The following is a 21549-nucleotide window of genomic DNA, read 5'->3' on the forward strand; positions in this document are numbered from 1 at the left end:
GCTTGTTTGGCCCCTCCCGACGGGAGCAGCCAGAAAATCGTGCAAACCCCATGGTTTGCGCCACCACATCGGGTGGTTACAGCTCGCTATCAGCACCGACCCAGTCGGCTGCCAATAACGGAAAAAGGCCGGTGGCAAGAGCCACCAGCCATCAGCCTGTCGCTTAACGCTCGGGCTGGAGACGCAAAGTCGATGCTTACTTCAGCTCGACTTTAGCGCCTGCTTCTTCCAGAGTGGCCTTGGCTTTGTCAGCTGCGTCTTTGGCAACAGCTTCCAGAACCATGGCAGGAGCGCCGTCAACTACAGCCTTGGCTTCTTTCAGGCCCAGACCGGTCAGTTCACGTACTGCCTTGATCACGTTTACTTTCTTCTCGCCAGCTTCGGTCAGCATGACGTTGAATTCGGTTTGCTCTTCAACAACGGCAGCAGCAGCAGCTGGACCGGCGGAAGCAGCGGCAGCGGAAACGCCGAATTTTTCTTCGAAAGCTTTGATCAGCTCAACAACCTGCAGAACGGACATTTCAGCTACGGCGTTGAGGATATCTTCTTGGGAGATAGACATTACTGTATTTCCTGAATTGGGGGACGGCCTACGCGACCATCGAAATAAACAAAAAAGCGCGAGAGAAAATGCTCAGCCTTAGGCTGCGGCAGCTTCTTTTTGCTCGCGAACTGCAGCCAGAATACGAGCCAGCTTGCTGGTAGCGCCTTGAATCACGCTCATCAGCTGCGAAATGGCTTCGTCGCGGGTCGGCAGTGTTGCCAGTACATCGATCTGATTAGCTGCGAGGAACTTGCCCTCGAACGCAGCTGCCTTGATCTCGAACTTGTCCTGACCCTTGGCGAATTCCTTGAACAAACGGGCAGCAGCGCCTGGATGTTCCTTGGAGAACGCGATCAGGGTCGGGCCGGTGAACACGTCGTTGAGAACACTGTATTCAGTGCCAGCAACAGCGCGCTTGAGCAGGGTGTTACGTACAACACGTACGTAAACGCCAGCTTCACGAGCCTCTTTACGGAGTCCGGTCATTGCGCCTACTGTTACGCCACGGGCATCAGCCACGACAGCGGACAGAGCGACTTTGGCAGCCTCGTTGACTTCAGCGACGATGGCCTTCTTGTCTTCGAGATTAATTGCCACGGGTTTAACTCCTGCTTGTTACCGTTTCATTCGATCGAAACCGAATGTCGTTTTGGTGTCTGATTCGGTAAGGAACCGGGAGCACCATCTGCGTAGGCTTGTGGTTTAAGACTTGCGTCGCCTACGGTCTTGGACAGCCCCCGCCAGGCAGGGACCCCAATTTTTTGATTGGCGCAATTACTTGCGCCAATCTGAGTCTTACGCGTCGAGCGAGCTCTGATCGATAACCAGACCTGGGCCCATAGTGGTGCTCAGGGTAACGCGCTTGACGTAGATACCTTTCGAAGAAGCTGGCTTGATGCGCTTCAGATCAGCGATCAGGGCTTCAACGTTTTCCTTCAGCTTGACGGCATCGAAGCCGATCTTGCCAACGGAAGTGTGAATGATGCCGTTTTTGTCGGTGCGATAACGAACCTGACCAGCCTTGGCGTTTTTAACCGCGGTGGCTACGTCTGGCGTTACGGTGCCGACTTTAGGGTTAGGCATCAGACCACGTGGACCGAGGATCTGACCCAACTGGCCTACAACGCGCATGGCATCCGGGGATGCGATCACTACGTCATAGTTCAGGTCGCCGCCCTTCATTTCAGCAGCCAGATCGTCCATGCCAACGCGATCAGCACCAGCAGCCAGAGCAGCTTCAGCTGCTGGGCCCTGGGTGAAGACAGCTACACGAACGGTCTTGCCAGTGCCGTGTGGCAGCACGGTAGCGCTACGAACGACCTGGTCGGATTTACGTGGGTCAACGCCCAGGTTTACAGCAACGTCGAACGACTCGCTGAACTTGACAGTCGACAGCTCAGCCAGCAGAGCGGCGGCGTCTACAAAGTTGTAGGCCTTGCCTGCTTCGATTTTGCCGGCGATAGCCTTTTGACGCTTGGTCAGCTTAGCCATTACACACCCTCCACGTTAAGGCCCATGCTACGAGCAGAACCGGCGATAGTACGCACGGCTGCATCCATATCAGCTGCAGTCAGATCCGCGTTTTTGGTTTTCGCGATATCTTCCAGCTGAGCACGGGTAACGGTGCCAACCTTAACGGTGTTTGGACGAGCGGAACCGCTGGTCAAACCTGCAGCCTTCTTCAGCAGAACCGAAGCAGGGGTGCTTTTTGTTTCGAAAGTGAAGCTACGGTCGCTGTAGACAGTGATGATCACTGGAGTCGGCAGACCTGGCTCAAGACCCTGAGTACGGGCGTTGAAGGCCTTGCAGAATTCCATGATGTTCACGCCGTGCTGACCCAGGGCAGGACCAACAGGTGGGCTTGGGTTAGCCTGAGCGGCCTTCACTTGCAGCTTGATGTAAGCGGTAATTTTCTTGGCCATGAGGCACTCCAATTACGGGTTCGAACGCCTCGAAAGGCTCCCCGGTTACTTGCGCGTTTATCCCAGTGACGACAAAACCCCACAGCCTAGGGCTGCGGGGTTGGGATGCCTGCTCAATCAGACCTTTTCGACCTGACTGAACTCTAGCTCTACCGGAGTAGAGCGACCGAAAATGAGCACTGCCACTTGGATCCGGCTCTTTTCGTAGTTAACTTCTTCAACCGTGCCATTGAAATCAGCGAATGGACCGTCGGTGACACGTACAACTTCACCTGGTTCAAACAGTGTCTTCGGCTTCGGCTTGTCGCTACCATCAGCGACACGACGCAGAATTGCTTCCGCTTCTTTATCTGTGATCGGCGCAGGCTTGTCGGCGGTACCGCCAATGAAGCCCATCACCCGAGGGGTATCCTTGACCAAGTGCCAAGTCCCTTCGTTCATATCCATCTGTACCAGCACGTAGCCCGGAAAGAACTTACGTTCACTTTTGCGTTTCTGGCCATTACGCATCTCAACCACTTCTTCAGTGGGGACCAGAATCTCGCCAAAGCCATCTTCCATGCCAGCCAGCTTTACGCGCTCTACCAGCGAGCGCATAACATGCTTCTCGTAACCCGAGTAAGCATGCACAACGTACCAACGCTTAGCCACGGGACACCCTTAGCCAACAATCAAGGAAACAAGCCAGCCGAGCAGGGAATCGAGCCCCCACAACAGCAACGCCATTACCAGAACAACAGCCACAACGATCAACGTGGTCTGCGTGGTTTCTTGGCGAGTCGGCCATACGACTTTACGAATCTCAGTGCGAGCTTCCTTAGCGAGTACAAAGAAAGACTTGCCCTTGGCTGTCTGCAGGCCTACAAAGGCAGCAACAGCAGCAATGGCGAGCAATGCAAGTACGCGGTACAGGATCGGCGAAGCAGAATAATACTGATTGCCAACAACGCCAATAACCACCAAAGCGACTACCACTAGCCACTTGAGCAGATCGAAGCGAGAGCCTTGAGCTTCAGCTTTAGGAGTCATCTATGAAGATCCTGTGAAAAGAAAGCCAGACACACTGAGTGAATCTGGCAGGTCAGGAGGGAATCGAACCCCCAACCTACGGTTTTGGAGACCGTCGCTCTGCCAATTGAGCTACTGACCTAAAACAAAATCAGGCCGACCATTATGCCGGCCCGAAAAAGACATTACAACTGTTTACTCGATGACTTTGGCTACGACGCCAGCGCCGACGGTACGACCGCCTTCACGGATAGCGAAACGCAGACCATCTTCCATCGCAATGGTCTTGATCAGGGTAACAGTCATCTGAATGTTGTCACCTGGCATTACCATTTCAACGCCTTCTGGCAGCTCGCAGTTACCGGTCACGTCAGTTGTACGGAAGTAGAACTGTGGACGGTAGCCTTTGAAGAACGGAGTATGACGACCGCCTTCTTCCTTGCTCAGAACGTAAACTTCTGCTGTGAACTTGGTGTGCGGCTTGACAGTGCCTGGCTTGACCAGAACCTGGCCACGCTCAACGTCGTCACGCTTGGTGCCGCGCAGCAGCACGCCGCAGTTCTCGCCAGCACGACCTTCGTCGAGCAGCTTGCGGAACATTTCAACGCCGGTGCAGGTCGTTTTCTGAGTATCGCGCAGACCGACGATCTCAACTTCTTCCTGGATGCGGACGATGCCACGCTCAACACGACCAGTCACAACAGTACCGCGACCGGAGATCGAGAACACGTCTTCAATTGGCATCAGGAACGGCTTGTCGATAGCACGCTCTGGCTCTGGAATGTAGCTATCCAGAGTTTCCACCAGCTTCTTCACAGCAGTGGTGCCCATTTCGTTGTCGTCTTGGCCGTTCAGAGCCATCAGAGCCGAACCAATGATGATCGGAGTGTCATCACCTGGGAAATCGTAAGTGCTCAACAGATCGCGCACTTCCATCTCAACCAGTTCCAGCAGCTCAGCGTCGTCAACCATGTCAGCCTTGTTCAGGAAGACAACGATGTACGGAACGCCTACCTGACGGGACAGCAGGATGTGCTCACGGGTTTGCGGCATCGGACCATCAGCGGCCGAGCAAACCAGGATCGCGCCATCCATCTGCGCAGCACCAGTGATCATGTTTTTTACGTAGTCGGCGTGACCTGGGCAGTCAACATGTGCGTAGTGACGCACGGCCGAATCGTATTCAACGTGAGCGGTGTTGATGGTGATACCGCGAGCTTTCTCTTCCGGGGCGCTGTCGATCTTGTCGAAGTCAACCTTGGCCGAACCGAAAACCTCGGAGCAGACGCGGGTCAGAGCAGCGGTCAGCGTGGTTTTACCGTGGTCAACGTGACCAATGGTACCAACGTTGACGTGCGGCTTATTACGTTCGAACTTTTCCTTAGCCATCGAAATCACCCCTAGGAGAAGAATTTAGCGAGTCACACAAGCCATTAAAACAAAGGCAGATATTTTCATATCTGCCTTGTTATATGGAGCTCTTGAGCGGATTTGAACCGCTGACCTCACCCTTACCAAGGGTGTGCTCTACCAACTGAGCTACAAGAGCGAAACACTTTGCACAACCTGCAAACTTGGAGCGGGTAGCGGGAATCGAACCCGCATCATCAGCTTGGAAGGCTGAGGTTCTACCACTAAACTATACCCGCGGAGCTTGCAGCTCACGCTAAAAATGGTGGAGGGGGAAGGATTCGAACCTTCGAAGTCGTAGACGTCAGATTTACAGTCTGATCCCTTTGGCCGCTCGGGAACCCCTCCTAAGCGAGCCGGCATTCTATATCATGCCAGCCTTCTGTCAAGCATTTTCTCATTAAAAACCTGAGGTTAGCTGCGTTGACGTCGCTTCGTATCGCTAACCTTTAAAGGTCTTCGCTGCGAAGCGGGCGCCATTCTATGCAAACTACCCTGCGGGTGCAACCCCTTCGCATGGCATTATTTTATGTTTTAACTCATTGAATTCTTTAGAAAGGTTTTGAAGCAACGCTTCATTCACCTTTCCCGCGCTTTCCTGGGAAACCAGAACCCAGAATCCCCCACCCTCTGGGAGATTTGGCGAGCTCGGCGCAGCAGAACGAGCTACAACACCCGAGGCAGCCAATCGCAGCTCCAACTGCCTGGCCAGCTCCGGACGAACAAAACCACCCAAGTAAACACAGGTCTTTTGCGCGTCACCGGATTTACCCAGGTCGCGCCTGACAAGTGCATCCGCCGTTTCGCTCAAAAGGTGGATATCCTGCTGCGAACCTCGGTACAAACTGAGTGGAGTCACATCCTTGGCGCGAAGTGGTGCCTCCTGCTGATGCCAGATGTAGTAGAAGACATTCAAAACCAGCAACAACAGAAACAACCACCGCATAGAAACCTCAAGACAAAGGACAGGCCATCGCCAAACCGACAAAAACCAAATCGGGCACCACCCTGGCATCAGGAACAACCCCGGAAACCAGATTGGCGTCCCCACCCGTGAGAAACACCACGAAATCCTTTCCCCAGTATTGCTGCGCCAGCTCAAGCTGAGTCAGGACAAACCCCCTGAGCATCAGCATGCAACCGCGCTCGACCGCTTCGACAGTTGTCCGACCTGGAGCGAGACTCTCATGGGCTCGCTCGGCCGCCATATCGTCATAGCGAATTCTTCGCGTATGAGTACGCAATTGGTTACGCATCAAAGGCATGCCCGGACAAATGAATCCGCCGAGGTGCTCACCGTCCGCCGCCACAAAATCAGCCGTAATGGCAGTGCCAAAATCAAGGACCAGGCACGCGCCTGAAGCAAGATGAAACCCACCAAGCAAGGCCAGCCATCGATCTAGCCCCAACCGCTCGTAATCCTGGTAGCCGTTTTTCACCCCCGCCATTTCTTGGGCAGGCACGGCACGGGTCACCGACACCCCAAACATATCAACGAGAGAGGCGACCAATGAATCAGTCTCCTCCAGGGTCCTCACGCTAACAAGACGACATTTCTCGAGCTGGAACTTTTCAGCATTACTCAGGCTCACTAGCAGATCGCTGTCGGAGCTGACCACGCCACCTTCGACCGGCGTCACCCCGTCGGCACGAAGAACACGCCATTTGATAAAGCTATTGCCGCAGTCAAGCTCAAGAATCATTACGCAACCTCAGACTGAGCTCACCACCGCTAAAGTTTTTTTCCACACCTTCTACCTTCAAACGCAGCGCACCCTGGAGATCAATGCCCAGCACAATACCGTCAATTTTATTAACACCAGCAATCAGGGAGACAGCCTTCCCCTGCCAAAGATGGTATTGCTCCCACTCCGACTGTATTGCGGCAAACCCCGATGCGTGATGAAGCCTCAGATAGTGCTCAAGCTTCGCACCCAATCGTGCCACCAGCTCATTTCGATCAAAATCCCTTCCTGCCTCAAGACACATGGATGTCCACTGCTGGTCGACCTCATCAGTCGATTGCATATTCACATTAATCCCCACACCCAGGACAACATGGCAAACGTCCGCAGGATCCCCCACCAACTCAAGCAAGATGCCGGCGATTTTTTTCTCTCCCACCAGGACATCGTTAGGCCATTTCAGCCCCGCCTCAGCGATCCCCATATCACGCAGGGCATGCATGACAGCAAGTCCGACGACCAGGCTCAGCCCTTCGATCTGCCGCATGCCGCCATCAATGCGTAGCACCAGGCTGTGATAGAGGTTTTCAGCAAACGGACTGATCCACTTCCGACCACGACGCCCACGGCCAGCGATCTGTCGTTCGGCCAAAACCATGAAAGGCGCAGCCGCCCCACGCTCGATCAAACGCAGCGCCTCGGCGTTGGTCGAGTCGATAGCGTCAAAGACATGGACAGGCCACTCATGAAGGCCTTTTGCGTAAATCTCAGCAGCATCCAAAAGCACCAGAGGCTTAGCCAACTGATACCCTCTACCTCGAACCTTATGAACAGACAGCCCTATTTCTGCTTCCAAGTGCTGCAATTGTTTCCACACAGCACTACGGCTGATACCCAGTGCAGCACCCAGCGCCTGCCCTGAATGAAAGCGACCATCCTTCAGAAGTTTTAGCAACGTGAGCATGCGGACTGCGCCCTGATAATGAGGCCCGCATGATAGCCATGCGCAAGACAGTTGCATAGAAACACAAAATGACTTTCCTGCGGGCAAAAACAAAACCCCAACTGCTTTCGCAATTGGGGTTTCGGAATTTAATCTTGACGATGACCTACTCTCACATGGGGAAACCCCACACTACCATCGGCGATGCATCGTTTCACTGCTGAGTTCGGGATGGGATCAGGTGGTTCCAATGCTCTATGGTCGTCAAGAAATTCGGTAGCCGGTGCGTGCCTTGCGGTCACGTGCCAGCGAATGGGTATGCGATAGATTTGTGTGTTGCTGTCGAGTCTCTCGAACTTTCGGTTCGTTTCGTCTTCACACACCGCAATCTGGCCTCTTTCGAGTTCACAAATTGCTTGGGTGTTATATGGTCAAGCCTCACGGGCAATTAGTACAGGTTAGCTCAACGCCTCACAGCGCTTACACACCCTGCCTATCAACGTCGTAGTCTTCGACGGCCCTTCAGGGGACTCAAGGTCCCAGTGAGATCTCATCTTGAGGCAAGTTTCCCGCTTAGATGCTTTCAGCGGTTATCTTTCCCGAACATAGCTACCCGGCAATGCCACTGGCGTGACAACCGGAACACCAGAGGTTCGTCCACTCCGGTCCTCTCGTACTAGGAGCAGCCCCTCTCAAATCTCAAACGTCCACGGCAGATAGGGACCGAACTGTCTCACGACGTTCTAAACCCAGCTCGCGTACCACTTTAAATGGCGAACAGCCATACCCTTGGGACCGGCTTCAGCCCCAGGATGTGATGAGCCGACATCGAGGTGCCAAACACCGCCGTCGATATGAACTCTTGGGCGGTATCAGCCTGTTATCCCCGGAGTACCTTTTATCCGTTGAGCGATGGCCCTTCCATACAGAACCACCGGATCACTAAGACCTACTTTCGTACCTGCTCGACGTGTCTGTCTCGCAGTCAAGCGCGCTTTTGCCTTTATACTCTACGACCGATTTCCGACCGGTCTGAGCGCACCTTCGTACTCCTCCGTTACTCTTTAGGAGGAGACCGCCCCAGTCAAACTACCCACCATACACTGTCCTCGATCCGGATAACGGACCTGAGTTAGAACCTCAAAGTTGCCAGGGTGGTATTTCAAGGTTGGCTCCACGCGAACTGGCGTCCACGCTTCAAAGCCTCCCACCTATCCTACACAAGCAAATTCAAAGTCCAGTGCAAAGCTATAGTAAAGGTTCACGGGGTCTTTCCGTCTAGCCGCGGATACACTGCATCTTCACAGCGATTTCAATTTCACTGAGTCTCGGGTGGAGACAGCGCCGCCATCGTTACGCCATTCGTGCAGGTCGGAACTTACCCGACAAGGAATTTCGCTACCTTAGGACCGTTATAGTTACGGCCGCCGTTTACCGGGGCTTCGATCAAGAGCTTCGCGTTAGCTAACCCCATCAATTAACCTTCCGGCACCGGGCAGGCGTCACACCCTATACGTCCACTTTCGTGTTTGCAGAGTGCTGTGTTTTTAATAAACAGTCGCAGCGGCCTGGTATCTTCGACCGGCGTGGGCTTACGCAGCAAGTGCTTCACCCTCACCGGCGCACCTTCTCCCGAAGTTACGGTGCCATTTTGCCTAGTTCCTTCACCCGAGTTCTCTCAAGCGCCTTGGTATTCTCTACCCAACCACCTGTGTCGGTTTGGGGTACGGTTCCTGGTTACCTGAAGCTTAGAAGCTTTTCTTGGAAGCATGGCATCAACCACTTCGTCACCCAAAGGGTAACTCGTCATCAGCTCTCGGCCTTAGAATCCCGGATTTACCTAAGATTCCAGCCTACCACCTTAAACTTGGACAACCAACGCCAAGCTGGCCTAGCCTTCTCCGTCCCTCCATCGCAATAACCAGAAGTACAGGAATATTAACCTGTTTTCCATCGACTACGCTTTTCAGCCTCGCCTTAGGGACCGACTAACCCTGCGTCGATTAACGTTGCGCAGGAAACCTTGGTCTTTCGGCGTGGGTGTTTTTCACACCCATTGTCGTTACTCATGTCAGCATTCGCACTTCTGATACCTCCAGCAAGCTTCTCAACTCACCTTCACAGGCTTACAGAACGCTCCTCTACCGCATCACTTACGTGATACCCGTAGCTTCGGTGTATGGTTTGAGCCCCGTTACATCTTCCGCGCAGGCCGACTCGACTAGTGAGCTATTACGCTTTCTTTAAAGGGTGGCTGCTTCTAAGCCAACCTCCTAGCTGTCTAAGCCTTCCCACATCGTTTCCCACTTAACCATAACTTTGGGACCTTAGCTGACGGTCTGGGTTGTTTCCCTTTTCACGACGGACGTTAGCACCCGCCGTGTGTCTCCCATGCTCGGCACTTGTAGGTATTCGGAGTTTGCATCGGTTTGGTAAGTCGGGATGACCCCCTAGCCGAAACAGTGCTCTACCCCCTACAGTGATACATGAGGCGCTACCTAAATAGCTTTCGAGGAGAACCAGCTATCTCCGAGCTTGATTAGCCTTTCACTCCGATCCACAGGTCATCCGCTAACTTTTCAACGGTAGTCGGTTCGGTCCTCCAGTTAGTGTTACCCAACCTTCAACCTGCCCATGGATAGATCGCCCGGTTTCGGGTCTATTCCCAGCGACTAGACGCCCTATTAAGACTCGCTTTCGCTACGCCTCCCCTATTCGGTTAAGCTCGCCACTGAAAATAAGTCGCTGACCCATTATACAAAAGGTACGCAGTCACCCAACAAAGTGGGCTCCCACTGCTTGTACGCATACGGTTTCAGGATCTATTTCACTCCCCTCTCCGGGGTTCTTTTCGCCTTTCCCTCACGGTACTAGTTCACTATCGGTCAGTCAGTAGTATTTAGCCTTGGAGGATGGTCCCCCCATATTCAGACAAAGTTTCTCGTGCTCCGTCCTACTCGATTTCACTTCTAAGATCCTTTCGCGTACAGGGCTATCACCCACTATGGCCGCACTTTCCAGAGCGTTCCGCTAAAATCAAAGAAGCTTAAGGGCTAGTCCCCGTTCGCTCGCCACTACTAAGGGAATCTCGGTTGATTTCTTTTCCTCAGGGTACTTAGATGTTTCAGTTCCCCTGGTTCGCCTCTTGCACCTATGTATTCAGTACAAGATAACCATCTTATGATGGCTGGGTTCCCCCATTCAGACATCTCCGGATCAAAGTCTGTTTGCCGACTCCCCGAAGCTTTTCGCAGGCTACCACGTCTTTCATCGCCTCTGACTGCCAAGGCATCCACCGTATGCGCTTCTTCACTTGACCATATAACCCCAAGCAATCTGGTTATACTGTGAAGACGACATTCGCCGAAAATTCGATCACGCTCATTGAGCCACTCACAAATTTTACCTTAGCCTGATCCGTTACCAGTGAAAGTAACGTCCAGTCTATCTTTCTATCACATACCCAAATTTTTAAAGAACGAACTAGTCAAAGACTAGAAATCAACATTCACCATCGAACCGATGGAATGCTCATTTCTAAGCTTTATACAATCGAAGCAGTAGTGGTGGAGCCAAGCGGGATCGAACCGCTGACCTCCTGCGTGCAAGGCAGGCGCTCTCCCAGCTGAGCTATGGCCCCGTATTTCTACAGGCGTTTCCCACACAAAATTGGTGGGTCTGGGCAGATTCGAACTGCCGACCTCACCCTTATCAGGGGTGCGCTCTAACCAACTGAGCTACAGACCCAATTTCGGGCTGCTTCTTTCGTCTTCTTCAATGAATCAAGCAATTCGTGTGGGAGCTCATGGAGCAGCTGCGGTCGTCGATTAAGGAGGTGATCCAGCCGCAGGTTCCCCTACGGCTACCTTGTTACGACTTCACCCCAGTCATGAATCACACCGTGGTAACCGTCCTCCCGAAGGTTAGACTAGCTACTTCTGGTGCAACCCACTCCCATGGTGTGACGGGCGGTGTGTACAAGGCCCGGGAACGTATTCACCGCGACATTCTGATTCGCGATTACTAGCGATTCCGACTTCACGCAGTCGAGTTGCAGACTGCGATCCGGACTACGATCGGTTTTGTGGGATTAGCTCCACCTCGCGGCTTGGCAACCCTCTGTACCGACCATTGTAGCACGTGTGTAGCCCAGGCCGTAAGGGCCATGATGACTTGACGTCATCCCCACCTTCCTCCGGTTTGTCACCGGCAGTCTCCTTAGAGTGCCCACCATAACGTGCTGGTAACTAAGGACAAGGGTTGCGCTCGTTACGGGACTTAACCCAACATCTCACGACACGAGCTGACGACAGCCATGCAGCACCTGTCTCAATGTTCCCGAAGGCACCAATCCATCTCTGGAAAGTTCATTGGATGTCAAGGCCTGGTAAGGTTCTTCGCGTTGCTTCGAATTAAACCACATGCTCCACCGCTTGTGCGGGCCCCCGTCAATTCATTTGAGTTTTAACCTTGCGGCCGTACTCCCCAGGCGGTCAACTTAATGCGTTAGCTGCGCCACTAAGAGCTCAAGGCTCCCAACGGCTAGTTGACATCGTTTACGGCGTGGACTACCAGGGTATCTAATCCTGTTTGCTCCCCACGCTTTCGCACCTCAGTGTCAGTATCAGTCCAGGTGGTCGCCTTCGCCACTGGTGTTCCTTCCTATATCTACGCATTTCACCGCTACACAGGAAATTCCACCACCCTCTACCATACTCTAGCTCGACAGTTTTGAATGCAGTTCCCAGGTTGAGCCCGGGGATTTCACATCCAACTTAACGAACCACCTACGCGCGCTTTACGCCCAGTAATTCCGATTAACGCTTGCACCCTCTGTATTACCGCGGCTGCTGGCACAGAGTTAGCCGGTGCTTATTCTGTCGGTAACGTCAAAACACTAACGTATTAGGTTAATGCCCTTCCTCCCAACTTAAAGTGCTTTACAATCCGAAGACCTTCTTCACACACGCGGCATGGCTGGATCAGGCTTTCGCCCATTGTCCAATATTCCCCACTGCTGCCTCCCGTAGGAGTCTGGACCGTGTCTCAGTTCCAGTGTGACTGATCATCCTCTCAGACCAGTTACGGATCGTCGCCTTGGTGAGCCATTACCCCACCAACTAGCTAATCCGACCTAGGCTCATCTGATAGCGCAAGGCCCGAAGGTCCCCTGCTTTCTCCCGTAGGACGTATGCGGTATTAGCGTCCGTTTCCGAGCGTTATCCCCCACTACCAGGCAGATTCCTAGGCATTACTCACCCGTCCGCCGCTCTCAAGAGGTGCAAGCACCTCTCTACCGCTCGACTTGCATGTGTTAGGCCTGCCGCCAGCGTTCAATCTGAGCCATGATCAAACTCTTCAGTTCAAACATCTTTGGGTTTTGAGAAAACCCTAAACTTGGCTCAGCAATCGTTGGTTACATCTTTGATTTCTCGCGGAGTAACTTGTGATGCTGATAATCTGTTGACTAGCAGTCTGACTCCACAAGCACCCACACGAATTGCTTGATTCAGTTGTTAAAGAGCGGCTGGCTGAGTCTTTCGTCTCAACCGAGGCGCGCATTCTACAGCGCCCCGTGTATCTGTCAAGCGGTTATTTTCAGAAGTTTTCAAAGTTTCCTTTTCAACTTCAACCACTTGCGCTTTCGATCTCTCGTTAGCGGGAGGCGAATTCTACAGCGTTACTCGCTGCTGTCAACACCTCTTTTTCACCGCTTTCGACCGAGAAGATCGAACCGCCGATAGAGCCAAACTACGCTGCTCTACCTGCTCCTTCCGGACTTCGATGATCTGAAGCCCAACACCCTCGAAACCTACTTAACTCATTGAATCTCAAGGAGTTTTCCGTTTCGACTGCGCCGGAAGTGGGGCGAATTATAGACTTCCAGAATCTGCCGTCAATACCTATTTTCAGCTTTATTCAGATTTCAGCGTAATACGCGCGAAAGCCTTCTTACCGGCCTGACATACATGAGTAGAACCCAGCTCATATATATAGGCGCGATCCACCACCTCACCATCTATACGCACACCACCCGACCCCAGAAGGTCTCGCGCCACCGCCGCGTTCTTGACCAGGCCCGCTTTATTAAGGACTGCCGCAATCGGCATATCCTCGGTAGCAGTCAACTCGATCTCCGGCAGATCATCCGGCAGCTCACCATCCTTCATACGATTACCCGCCGCACGATGAGCACTGGCCGCAGCCTCCTCACCATGGAACCGAGCAACAATCTCTTCGGCCAGCTTGATCTTGATGTCTCGCGGATTAGCCCCCGCCTCGACATCGGCACGCAACGCATTGATCTCATCCATGGACCGGAAGCTCAACAGCTCGAAGTAACGCCACATCAGCACATCAGGAATGGAGACCAGCTTGCTGTACATGACGCCTGGCGCTTCCTGGATACCTACGTAGTTGCCCAGCGACTTGGACATCTTCTTCACGCCATCCAGACCTTCCAGCAATGGCATGGTCAAAATGCACTGCGCCTCCTGACCATAGCCGCGCTGCAACTCACGCCCCATCAACAGGTTGAACTTCTGATCAGTACCGCCGAGCTCAACGTCCGCGCGCAACGCGACCGAGTCATAACCCTGTACAAGCGGGTAAAGGAACTCATGAATGGCGATTGGCTGATTGGTTGTATAGCGCTTGTCGAAATCATCGCGCTCGAGCATACGAGCCACGGTGTACTGGGACGTCAGACGAATGAAATCCGCAGGCCCCATCTGATCCATCCACGTGGAGTTGAAAGCCACTTCGGTCTTGGCCGGATCAAGAATCTTGAAAACCTGAGTCTTGTAGGTCTCGGCGTTATCGAGAACCTGTTCACGGGTCAGCGGTGGGCGCGTAGCACTCTTGCCGCTTGGATCACCGATCATCCCGGTGAAATCACCTATAAGGAAGATGACCTGGTGCCCCAGATCCTGGAACTGGCGCAGCTTATTAATAAGCACGGTATGACCCAGGTGCAGATCGGGCGCCGTCGGATCGAAACCAGCCTTGATACGCAGCGGCTGCCCGCGCTTGAGCTTTTCGATCAGCTCGGACTCGACCAACAGTTCTTCCGCACCACGTTTGATCAGCGCTAGCTGCTCTTCAACCGACTTCATAACAGACCCGTAAGGCTCAGATTCAAAGGGCCCCAACCATACAAGATCGCGCACCAAATACAAGGTTTGCCCGGCGCGCGGACGCCAATCCACAGAACAGAGCGTCCGCGGACTTGCTTCGCAGGGGTTTTGATTATATTTTATACAGTTATTTCATCTTCATCATGTCATTCATCTTTTCCAATTCATTTTTTCAAAAGTCAAAATTACCTATGACCACAGAACCGTCTAAAGCGCCACCGCTTTACCCAAAGACCCACCTGCTTGCCGCAAGTGGCATCGCAGCCCTCCTTAGCCTGGCGCTCCTGGTGTTTCCCTCCAGCGATGTTGAAGCCAAAAAGACGACTCTGAGCCTGGAACTGGAAAGTCCTGCTGAACAACTGACACAAGAACAAGACGCCGCCGAAGCCGTTCAAGCCACAAACGAACCGGCCGCCTCTCCTTTTGCACAGATTGAAAACAGCCCGCAGGACACCATCGAGGCAGCCGCTCAGGCACCAGTGCCTGTTGCAGAAGAAAAGAAAGGACCAGACCATCGCGAAGTGATTGTTGCCAAGGGCGACACGCTTTCCACCCTCTTCGAAAAGGTTGGCCTGCCCTCGGCTTCAGTCCATGAAATCCTGGCCAGCGACAAGCAAGCCAAGCAATTCACACAACTGCAACGTGGCCAGAAACTCGAATTCGAACTCGATCCAGCCGGACAGCTGACCAACCTGCACACCAAGCTGAGCGACCTGGAAAGCATCACCCTGACCAAAAACGACAAGGGTTATGTATTCAACCGCGTCACCGCCAAGCCCACCGTTCGCTCAGCCTATGTTCATGGCGTCATCAACAGCTCATTGTCTCAGTCGGCAGCACGCGCCGGCCTTTCCCATAGCCTGACCATGGACATGGCCAGCGTATTTGGCTACGACATCGACTTCGCCCAGGACATTCGCCAGGGTGACGAATTCGACATCATCTATGAGCAGAAAGTGGTCAATGGCAAGAGCGTCGGCAACGGCCCGATTCTCTCCGCGCGCTTCACCAACCGCGGCAAAACGTACACCGCGGTGCGCTACACCAACAAACAAGGCAACAGCAGCTACTACACCGCCGACGGCAACAGCATGCGCAAGGCATTCATCCGTACACCGGTTGATTTCGCCCGTATCAGCTCGAAGTTCTCCGCCGGCCGCAAGCATCCGATCCTGAACAAGATCCGCGCCCATAAAGGTGTCGACTATGCAGCGCCGCGTGGCACGCCAATCAAGGCTGCCGGCGACGGCAAGGTATTGCTGGCCGGACGTCGCGGAGGTTATGGCAACACCGTGATCATCCAGCACGGCAATACCTACCGCACGCTGTATGGCCACATGCAGGGCTTCGCCAAAGGCGTGAAGACGGGGGGTACCGTCAAGCAAGGCCAGGTGATCGGATACATTGGCACTACCGGCCTGTCCACCGGCCCGCACTTGCACTATGAATTCCAGGTCAACGGCGTCCACGTCGATCCACTTGGCCAGAAACTGCCGATGGCCGATCCGATCGCCAAGGCCGAACGCGCACGCTTCCTGGCTCAAAGCCAACCTTTGATGGCTCGCATGGATCAAGAGAAAGCCACCATGCTGGCTTCGAGCAAGCGCTAAACATGGCGCTCTATATCGGTGTGATGTCCGGGACCAGCCTGGATGGCTTGGATATCGCACTGATCGAACTGACCCCGGCGATCAAATTGATCGCCACGCACTACATTCCGATGCCCACCGCCCTGCGCACCGAATTGCTCGGATTGTGCAGCAGCGGGCCCGATGAGATCGCCCGCTCCGCCATCGCCCAGCAAAGTTGGGTAACGCTGGCCGCACAGGGTATCCATGCCCTGCTCGACGAAAAGAAACTCAAGCCTGAGGATGTCAGGGCGATTGGCAGCCACGGCCAGACCATCCGGCATGAACCGGCCCGTGGATTCACCGTACAGATTGGCAATCCGGCCCTGTTGAGCGAGTTGACTGGCATCACCGTGGTCAGCGATTTCCGCAGCCGTGATGTCGCCGCCGGAGGACAAGGCGCCCCGCTGGTTCCGGCATTTCACGAAGCACTGTTCGAAGAACGAGTCGGCAATCGCGCGGTGCTGAATGTCGGCGGTTTCAGCAATCTCAGCCTGATAGAGCCCGCGAAACCAGTAGCCGGTTTCGACTGCGGCCCAGGCAACGTATTGCTTGATGCCTGGATACACCAACAACGAGGCGACCATTTCGATCGGGACGGTCAATGGGCTGCCAGCGGGAAAGTCGAGCCAGTCTTGCTCAAGGCTTTGCTCAGCGATCCCTTCTTCGTCACCAAGGGTCCGAAAAGCACCGGGCGTGAAGTATTCAACCTGCCTTGGCTGATACAGCATTTGTCGCAGTTGCCAGCCTTCGCGCCGGAAGACGTGCAGGCCACGTTGCTCGAACTGACAGCCCTGACCATCGTCGAATCACTCCAACATGCCCAGCCCAATACTCAGGAGTTGCTGGTCTGTGGTGGCGGCGCGCACAACCAGACGCTCATGCAGCGCCTGGCTGACTTGCTGCCAAATGCCAAAGTCAGCAGTACGGCGGTGTACGGCGTAGACCCGGATTGGGTTGAAGCCATGGCTTTCGCCTGGCTTGCCCATTGTTGCCTTGAAGGCATTCCAGGCAACCGCCCGAGTGTCACCGGCGCACGTGGGCTGCGCATGCTCGGCGCCATCTACCCGGCCTGAATCCAATAATTGCGGACAAAAAAAAGCCGCAGGGCCTTAAGGCACTGCGGCTTTTTTATTGAGCACTCAGATCGAGAACGAAGAACCGCACCCACAGGTCGTGGTCGCGTTTGGGTTCTTGATCACGAACCGCGAGCCTTCCAGGCCTTCCTGATAATCCACCTCGGCACCTGCCAGGTACTGGAAGCTCATCGGATCGACCACCAGGCTGACCCCTTCGCGCTCGACGATGGTGTCATCTTCGGCCACTTCTTCATCAAAAGTGAAACCGTACTGAAAACCGGAACAACCGCCGCCCGTTACAAATACGCGCAGCTTCAAACGATCATTGCCCTCTTCATCGACCAGGCTCTTCACCTTGTGCGCGGCACCGTGGGTGAATTGCAAAGCCGTGGGGGTGAAGGTTTCGACGCTCATGCTGAATATCTCCCGGCGCTTACGCCGCCATAATGCGTGATGGCGGGCATTATCCGCTTCTCCTAGAAAATTGGTCAACTATTTAGAAGAGCAGCGGCCAGCTACAAGCCTTGAGCCTGTAGCTGCCAACCTGAAGCTTGTGCTGCCGTTACGGCAACATCCCGGCATGGGACAGCCCCAGGCGTTCATCCAACCCGAACAAAATGTTCAGGTTCTGAACAGCCTGGCCGGACGCGCCCTTGACCAGGTTATCGATAACCGACAACAACACCACCAGATCACCGTCCTGCGGACGATGCACGGCGATCCGGCAAACGTTCGCACCGCGCACGCTGCGGGTTTCCGGATGGCTGCCGGCCGGCATTACGTCGACGAACGGTTCGTTGGCGTAACGCTTTTCAAACAACGCCTGCAGGTCCACCGAACGATCGACGACGGTTGCATAAAGAGTGGAGTGAATGCCACGAATCATCGGCGTCAGGTGCGGCACGAAGGTCAGGCCGACATCCTTGCCCGCGGCCCGGCGCAACCCTTGGCGAATTTCCGGCAGGTGGCGGTGCCCCTTGACCGCATACGCTTTCATGCTTTCCGACGTTTCGGAATACAGCGAGCCGACACTGGCTCCGCGCCCGGCCCCACTGACACCGGACTTGCAGTCGGCAATCAGGCGCGAAGCATCGGCAAGACCGGCCTCGAGCAGCGGCAGGAACCCCAACTGAGTGGCCGTCGGATAGCAACCCGGTACCGCGATCAGTCGGGCCTGCTTGATTTTCTCGCGATTGACTTCCGGCAAGCCGTAGACCGCCTCGTCGAGCAGATCCGGCGCACCGTGGGGCTGACCGTACCATTTGGCCCATTCATCGGCGTCCTGCAAACGGAAATCCGCCGACAGGTCGATGACCTTGGTCCCGGCGGCCAGCAGGTCACCTGCCAGGGCGTGGGCGACACCATGGGGCGTGGCGAAGAACACCACATCGCAGGCGCCGAGGGTCTTGATGTCCGGAACGCTGAATGCCAGGCCGTCGTAATGGCCTCGCAGGTTCGGGTACATGTCGGCGACGGCCAGGCCGGCCTCGGATCGGGAAGTGATGACCACCACCTCAGCTTGCGGATGCTGTGCCAACAGACGCAGCAGTTCGACACCGGTGTACCCCGTGCCGCCGACGATACCGACCTTGACCATAAACCTGCCCTCAACGAACCCACTGGAAAGCCGTCGATGATAGGGGCCGCAGGGCCCGGCGACAACCGCCAAGGTGACGTGCGGACGCTCTAACCTCTACTATCGGGCTACCGTGAATCCTGGGAATAACTAAAAATGCTCTATCTGTGGCTCAAAGCACTGCACATCGTCAGCATGGTCTGCTGGTTCGCCGGCCTGTTCTACCTGCCTCGCCTGTTTGTCTATCACGCCCAAAGCGAGGACAGCGTCAGCAAGGAACGTTTCAGCATCATGGAGCGCAAGCTGTACCGCGGCATCATGGGCCCGGCGATGATCGCCACCCTCGTATTCGGCATCTGGCTGCTCAGTCTCAACGCCGGCGCCTACTTCACCCAAGGTGGCTGGATGCACGCCAAGCTCACCCTGGTCGTGCTGCTGATCGGTTACCACCATATGTGCGGCGCCCAGGTAAAGCGCTTCGCCCGTGGCGAAAACACCCGCAGCCATGTCTTTTATCGCTGGTTCAATGAAGTGCCGGTTCTGATATTGCTGGCTATCGTAATTCTGGTCGTCGTCCGACCGTTCTAACCTCCAATCAGCGTCCATTATCCGGGGTACTTGCCATGTCGTTGCCCGCTCTGCTTGAACAACGCTTGCGCCTGCCCATCGTAGCAGCGCCAATGTTCCTGATTTCCAATCCGCAACTGGTGCTGGCCTGCTGCCGCAACGGCATCGTCGGAAGTTTTCCGGCGTTGAACCAGCGCGACAGCAGTGGCTTCAAGGCCTGGCTCGAGGAAATCGAAGCAGGCCTGGCGACCCTGGAGAATCCGGCACCCTACGCCGTAAACCTGATCGTCCATCACAGCAACCCGCGGCTTCAAGCCGACTTGGCCATCTGCATCGAACACAAGGTGCCGATAGTCATCACCAGCCTGGGCGCGGTGAAGGAGTTGGTGGATGCCGTCCATGCTTATGGCGGACTGGTGTTCCATGACGTGACGACCCGGCGTCATGCCGAGAAAGCCGCCGAAGCCGGTGTCGATGGCTTGATCGCCGTTGCCGCCGGTGCAGGCGGACACGCCGGAACCTGGAGCCCGTTTTCATTGATTGCCGAGATCCGGCAGTTTTTTGATAAGACCTTGCTACTTGCGGGATGCCTGAACCACGGCCATCAGATTTTGGCCGCACAAGTGCTTGGCGCCGATCTGGCCTACTTCGGTACGCGCTTTATCGCTACGAGCGAAAGCCACGCTCCTGACGCTTATAAAGAGATGTTGCTCACATCCAGGGCCGCAGACATCGTGCATACTCCCGCTGTATCCGGAGTGCCGGCCAGCTTCATGCGCCAGAGCCTGGAGAATGCCGGTTTCGATCTGGCCGCCCTGCAGAACAAAGGCGAGGTGGATTTTGGCTCGAAACTCAAACCACTGAACGACGAAGCCAAGGCCTGGAAAACCGTATGGTCCGCAGGCCAAGGCGTGGGTGAAATCGATGATTTGCCCAGCGTCGATCAGTTGGTGGCACGCCTGGATGAAGAATACCGTCAGGCACATGCCCGGGCGGCGCAGCTTGGCGGGCAATGGCCCCGCTGAAGCGACCCTAAAAAAACAGTTACTTAACTTTCAGAGACAAGGATGCCGGGCATGAGCGAAACCCGTTTCAACATTGTATTCGACGGAGGCCTGATGCCGGGCGTCGATACCACCACAGCCAAACTCAACCTCGCCGAACTGTTCAAAAGCGATATCAGCGCCATTGAACGGCTGTTCACTGGTCGCAAGGTTGCCCTTAAAAGCAACCTGTCCCAGAGCGAAGCCCAGCAGTACCTGGAAGCGCTCAACAAGAGCGGAATCGACGCCCGAATCGAAGCCGAACCCGCCGCCCTCCAACTGAGCCTCGGCGAAGTACAGGAGTCGCCGCAACAGCCGGGTGGGCGCCATCCAGAGTCGATCGTCGACCCCGTCTCGCCCTACGCGCCTCCACGCGCCGAAGTGGGTGAAGCGCTCGCCGAGTACAGCACGCTCAAACCCTTCAGCTTCGATGGGCGTATCGGGCGCTTGCGCTACCTGGCCTGGACCATGGTGCTGACCCTGGCCATGCTGCCCCTGGTCGGCTTGGGCTTCTGGCTAGCCACGGCCTGGCTGATGGCTTCCAACTCGATCGCTGCGCTGGTCGTCGGCGGTCTGCTCGGCGTCGCCGTCGTGCTTGCCTTTGCCTTCGTGAGCATCCAGTTCAACGTCCAGCGCCTGCATGATCTCGGCTGGTCGGGGTGGTTATGGCTGATTAACCTGGTTCCATTCGTGGGCAGCATCTTCCCGTTCGTCCTCATCATCGCTCCGGGCAACACCGGCGCAAACCAATATGGTCCGCCGCCACCGCGTAATACCACGGCGGTCAAATTGCTGGCGTCGCTTTGGCTTGTCATGATCGTTCTGATTTTCCTGGCTACCTTTGCCGGCATCTTCGGAGCCCTCCAGGAGGACTACGGCAGCAGCAGCCTGAGCAGCTATGAAAGCAGTGAGTCGAGCAGCGAAACCACCGAAGAACCAGCCGCCGAGGCAGCCGAGCCCGCCTCACCTTCTGTAGACTATGAAGAAGAAGAGGAACAATAAGCGCGC

18 protein-coding genes, 6 tRNA genes and 3 rRNA genes are annotated in these 21549 nt (G+C 55.1%); 5 read left to right on the forward strand and 22 right to left on the reverse strand.

Going from position 1 to position 21549, the window contains the following annotated elements; all coding sequences use genetic code 11:
• Positions 1-196 precede the first annotated feature (196 nt).
• From rplL to tyrS, 20 genes are all read right to left on the reverse strand, one after another.
• Positions 197-562 (reverse strand): 50S ribosomal protein L7/L12, encoded by a 366-nt coding sequence (rplL, locus tag KI237_RS27300; protein WP_212797811.1) that lies wholly within the window; start codon positions 560-562, stop codon positions 197-199.
• A 78-nt stretch (positions 563-640) separates the two neighbouring features.
• The gene (gene rplJ, locus KI237_RS27305; protein WP_212797812.1) at positions 641-1141 is read right to left on the reverse strand and encodes a 50S ribosomal protein L10; all 501 of its coding nucleotides are present in this window, start codon (positions 1139-1141) and stop codon (positions 641-643) included.
• Positions 1142-1339: 198 nt separating this feature from the next.
• A complete protein-coding gene (gene rplA / locus KI237_RS27310) occupies positions 1340-2035 on the reverse strand; it encodes a 50S ribosomal protein L1 (protein WP_003186095.1) in 696 nt (231 codons plus the stop codon).
• Positions 2035-2466, reverse strand: coding sequence for a 50S ribosomal protein L11 (rplK, locus tag KI237_RS27315; RefSeq protein WP_212797813.1), 432 nt, complete (start codon positions 2464-2466; stop codon positions 2035-2037). The genes rplA and rplK overlap by 1 nt, the downstream gene beginning before the upstream one ends.
• 117 nt (positions 2467-2583) lie before the next feature.
• Positions 2584-3117, reverse strand: a complete 534-nt coding sequence (nusG, locus tag KI237_RS27320) for a transcription termination/antitermination protein NusG (RefSeq protein WP_003186097.1) — start codon at positions 3115-3117, stop codon at positions 2584-2586.
• Between the two features lie 9 nt (positions 3118-3126).
• Positions 3127-3495, reverse strand: coding sequence for a preprotein translocase subunit SecE (gene secE, locus KI237_RS27325; protein ID WP_003206102.1), 369 nt, complete (start codon positions 3493-3495; stop codon positions 3127-3129).
• Between the two features lie 45 nt (positions 3496-3540).
• Positions 3541-3616 (reverse strand) — tRNA-Trp (locus KI237_RS27330).
• Between the two features lie 53 nt (positions 3617-3669).
• Positions 3670-4863, reverse strand: coding sequence for an elongation factor Tu (gene tuf, locus KI237_RS27335; protein ID WP_003186103.1), 1194 nt, complete (start codon positions 4861-4863; stop codon positions 3670-3672).
• A gap of 84 nt (positions 4864-4947) precedes the next feature.
• Positions 4948-5023, reverse strand: a tRNA-Thr gene (locus KI237_RS27340).
• 26 nt (positions 5024-5049) lie between these two features.
• Positions 5050-5123: transfer RNA gene (locus KI237_RS27345), tRNA-Gly, on the reverse strand.
• A 24-nt stretch (positions 5124-5147) separates the two neighbouring features.
• Positions 5148-5232: transfer RNA gene (locus tag KI237_RS27350), tRNA-Tyr, on the reverse strand.
• Between the two features lie 142 nt (positions 5233-5374).
• Positions 5375-5830 (reverse strand): hypothetical protein, encoded by a 456-nt coding sequence (locus KI237_RS27355; protein ID WP_212797814.1) that lies wholly within the window; start codon positions 5828-5830, stop codon positions 5375-5377.
• 7 nt (positions 5831-5837) lie between these two features.
• Entirely contained in the window at positions 5838-6587 is a 750-nt protein-coding gene (locus KI237_RS27360) for a pantothenate kinase (protein ID WP_212797815.1), read from the reverse strand.
• On the reverse strand, positions 6577-7533 hold the full coding sequence (birA, locus tag KI237_RS27365; protein WP_212797816.1) for a bifunctional biotin--[acetyl-CoA-carboxylase] ligase/biotin operon repressor BirA: 957 nt from the start codon (positions 7531-7533) through the stop codon (positions 6577-6579). The genes KI237_RS27360 and birA overlap by 11 nt, the downstream gene beginning before the upstream one ends.
• Before the next feature lie 132 nt (positions 7534-7665).
• Positions 7666-7781 (reverse strand): 5S ribosomal RNA (gene rrf, locus KI237_RS27370).
• Between the two features lie 158 nt (positions 7782-7939).
• Positions 7940-10831, reverse strand: a 23S ribosomal RNA gene (locus tag KI237_RS27375).
• 245 nt (positions 10832-11076) lie between these two features.
• A tRNA-Ala gene (locus KI237_RS27380) sits at positions 11077-11152 on the reverse strand.
• Positions 11153-11182: 30 nt separating this feature from the next.
• Positions 11183-11259 (reverse strand) — tRNA-Ile (locus tag KI237_RS27385).
• A gap of 81 nt (positions 11260-11340) precedes the next feature.
• Positions 11341-12877, reverse strand: a 16S ribosomal RNA gene (locus tag KI237_RS27390).
• The 16S, 23S and 5S rRNA genes sit together here with 2 tRNA genes alongside, the layout of an rRNA operon.
• Before the next feature lie 550 nt (positions 12878-13427).
• On the reverse strand, positions 13428-14627 hold the full coding sequence (gene tyrS / locus KI237_RS27395; protein ID WP_212797817.1) for a tyrosine--tRNA ligase: 1200 nt from the start codon (positions 14625-14627) through the stop codon (positions 13428-13430).
• A 212-nt stretch (positions 14628-14839) separates the two neighbouring features.
• Between tyrS and KI237_RS27400 the strand changes: the two genes are divergently transcribed.
• Together KI237_RS27400 and KI237_RS27405 are read left to right on the forward strand one after the other, a co-directional pair.
• Positions 14840-16258, forward strand: coding sequence for a peptidoglycan DD-metalloendopeptidase family protein (locus KI237_RS27400; RefSeq protein ID WP_212800703.1), 1419 nt, complete (start codon positions 14840-14842; stop codon positions 16256-16258).
• A gap of 2 nt (positions 16259-16260) precedes the next feature.
• A complete protein-coding gene (locus KI237_RS27405) occupies positions 16261-17352 on the forward strand; it encodes an anhydro-N-acetylmuramic acid kinase (protein ID WP_212797818.1) in 1092 nt (363 codons plus the stop codon).
• Positions 17353-17418: 66 nt separating this feature from the next.
• Here the strand turns inward: KI237_RS27405 and erpA are convergent, their stop codons facing one another.
• Positions 17419-17769 (reverse strand): iron-sulfur cluster insertion protein ErpA, encoded by a 351-nt coding sequence (gene erpA, locus KI237_RS27410; RefSeq protein WP_003177727.1) that lies wholly within the window; start codon positions 17767-17769, stop codon positions 17419-17421.
• A gap of 148 nt (positions 17770-17917) precedes the next feature.
• Positions 17918-18952: an N-acetyl-gamma-glutamyl-phosphate reductase gene (gene argC, locus KI237_RS27415; protein WP_212797819.1), complete on the reverse strand. Its 1035-nt coding sequence runs from the start codon at positions 18950-18952 to the stop codon at positions 17918-17920.
• A gap of 135 nt (positions 18953-19087) precedes the next feature.
• Between argC and hemJ the strand changes: the two genes are divergently transcribed.
• Genes hemJ through KI237_RS27430 form a run of 3 tightly spaced genes read left to right on the forward strand, consistent with a single transcriptional unit; the run spans position 19088 to position 21543 of the window.
• The gene (hemJ, locus tag KI237_RS27420; protein ID WP_212797820.1) at positions 19088-19519 is read left to right on the forward strand and encodes a protoporphyrinogen oxidase HemJ; all 432 of its coding nucleotides are present in this window, start codon (positions 19088-19090) and stop codon (positions 19517-19519) included.
• A gap of 35 nt (positions 19520-19554) precedes the next feature.
• The gene (locus KI237_RS27425) at positions 19555-20523 is read left to right on the forward strand and encodes an NAD(P)H-dependent flavin oxidoreductase (protein ID WP_212797821.1); all 969 of its coding nucleotides are present in this window, start codon (positions 19555-19557) and stop codon (positions 20521-20523) included.
• Positions 20524-20574: 51 nt separating this feature from the next.
• Complete coding sequence (locus KI237_RS27430) at positions 20575-21543, forward strand: DUF805 domain-containing protein (protein ID WP_212797822.1); 969 nt, start codon at positions 20575-20577, stop codon at positions 21541-21543.
• The last annotated feature ends 6 nt before the right edge of the window (positions 21544-21549 follow it).

It is taken from the genome of Pseudomonas sp. St316, from assembly GCF_018325905.1.
In the GTDB taxonomy this organism is placed as follows: domain Bacteria; phylum Pseudomonadota; class Gammaproteobacteria; order Pseudomonadales; family Pseudomonadaceae; genus Aquipseudomonas.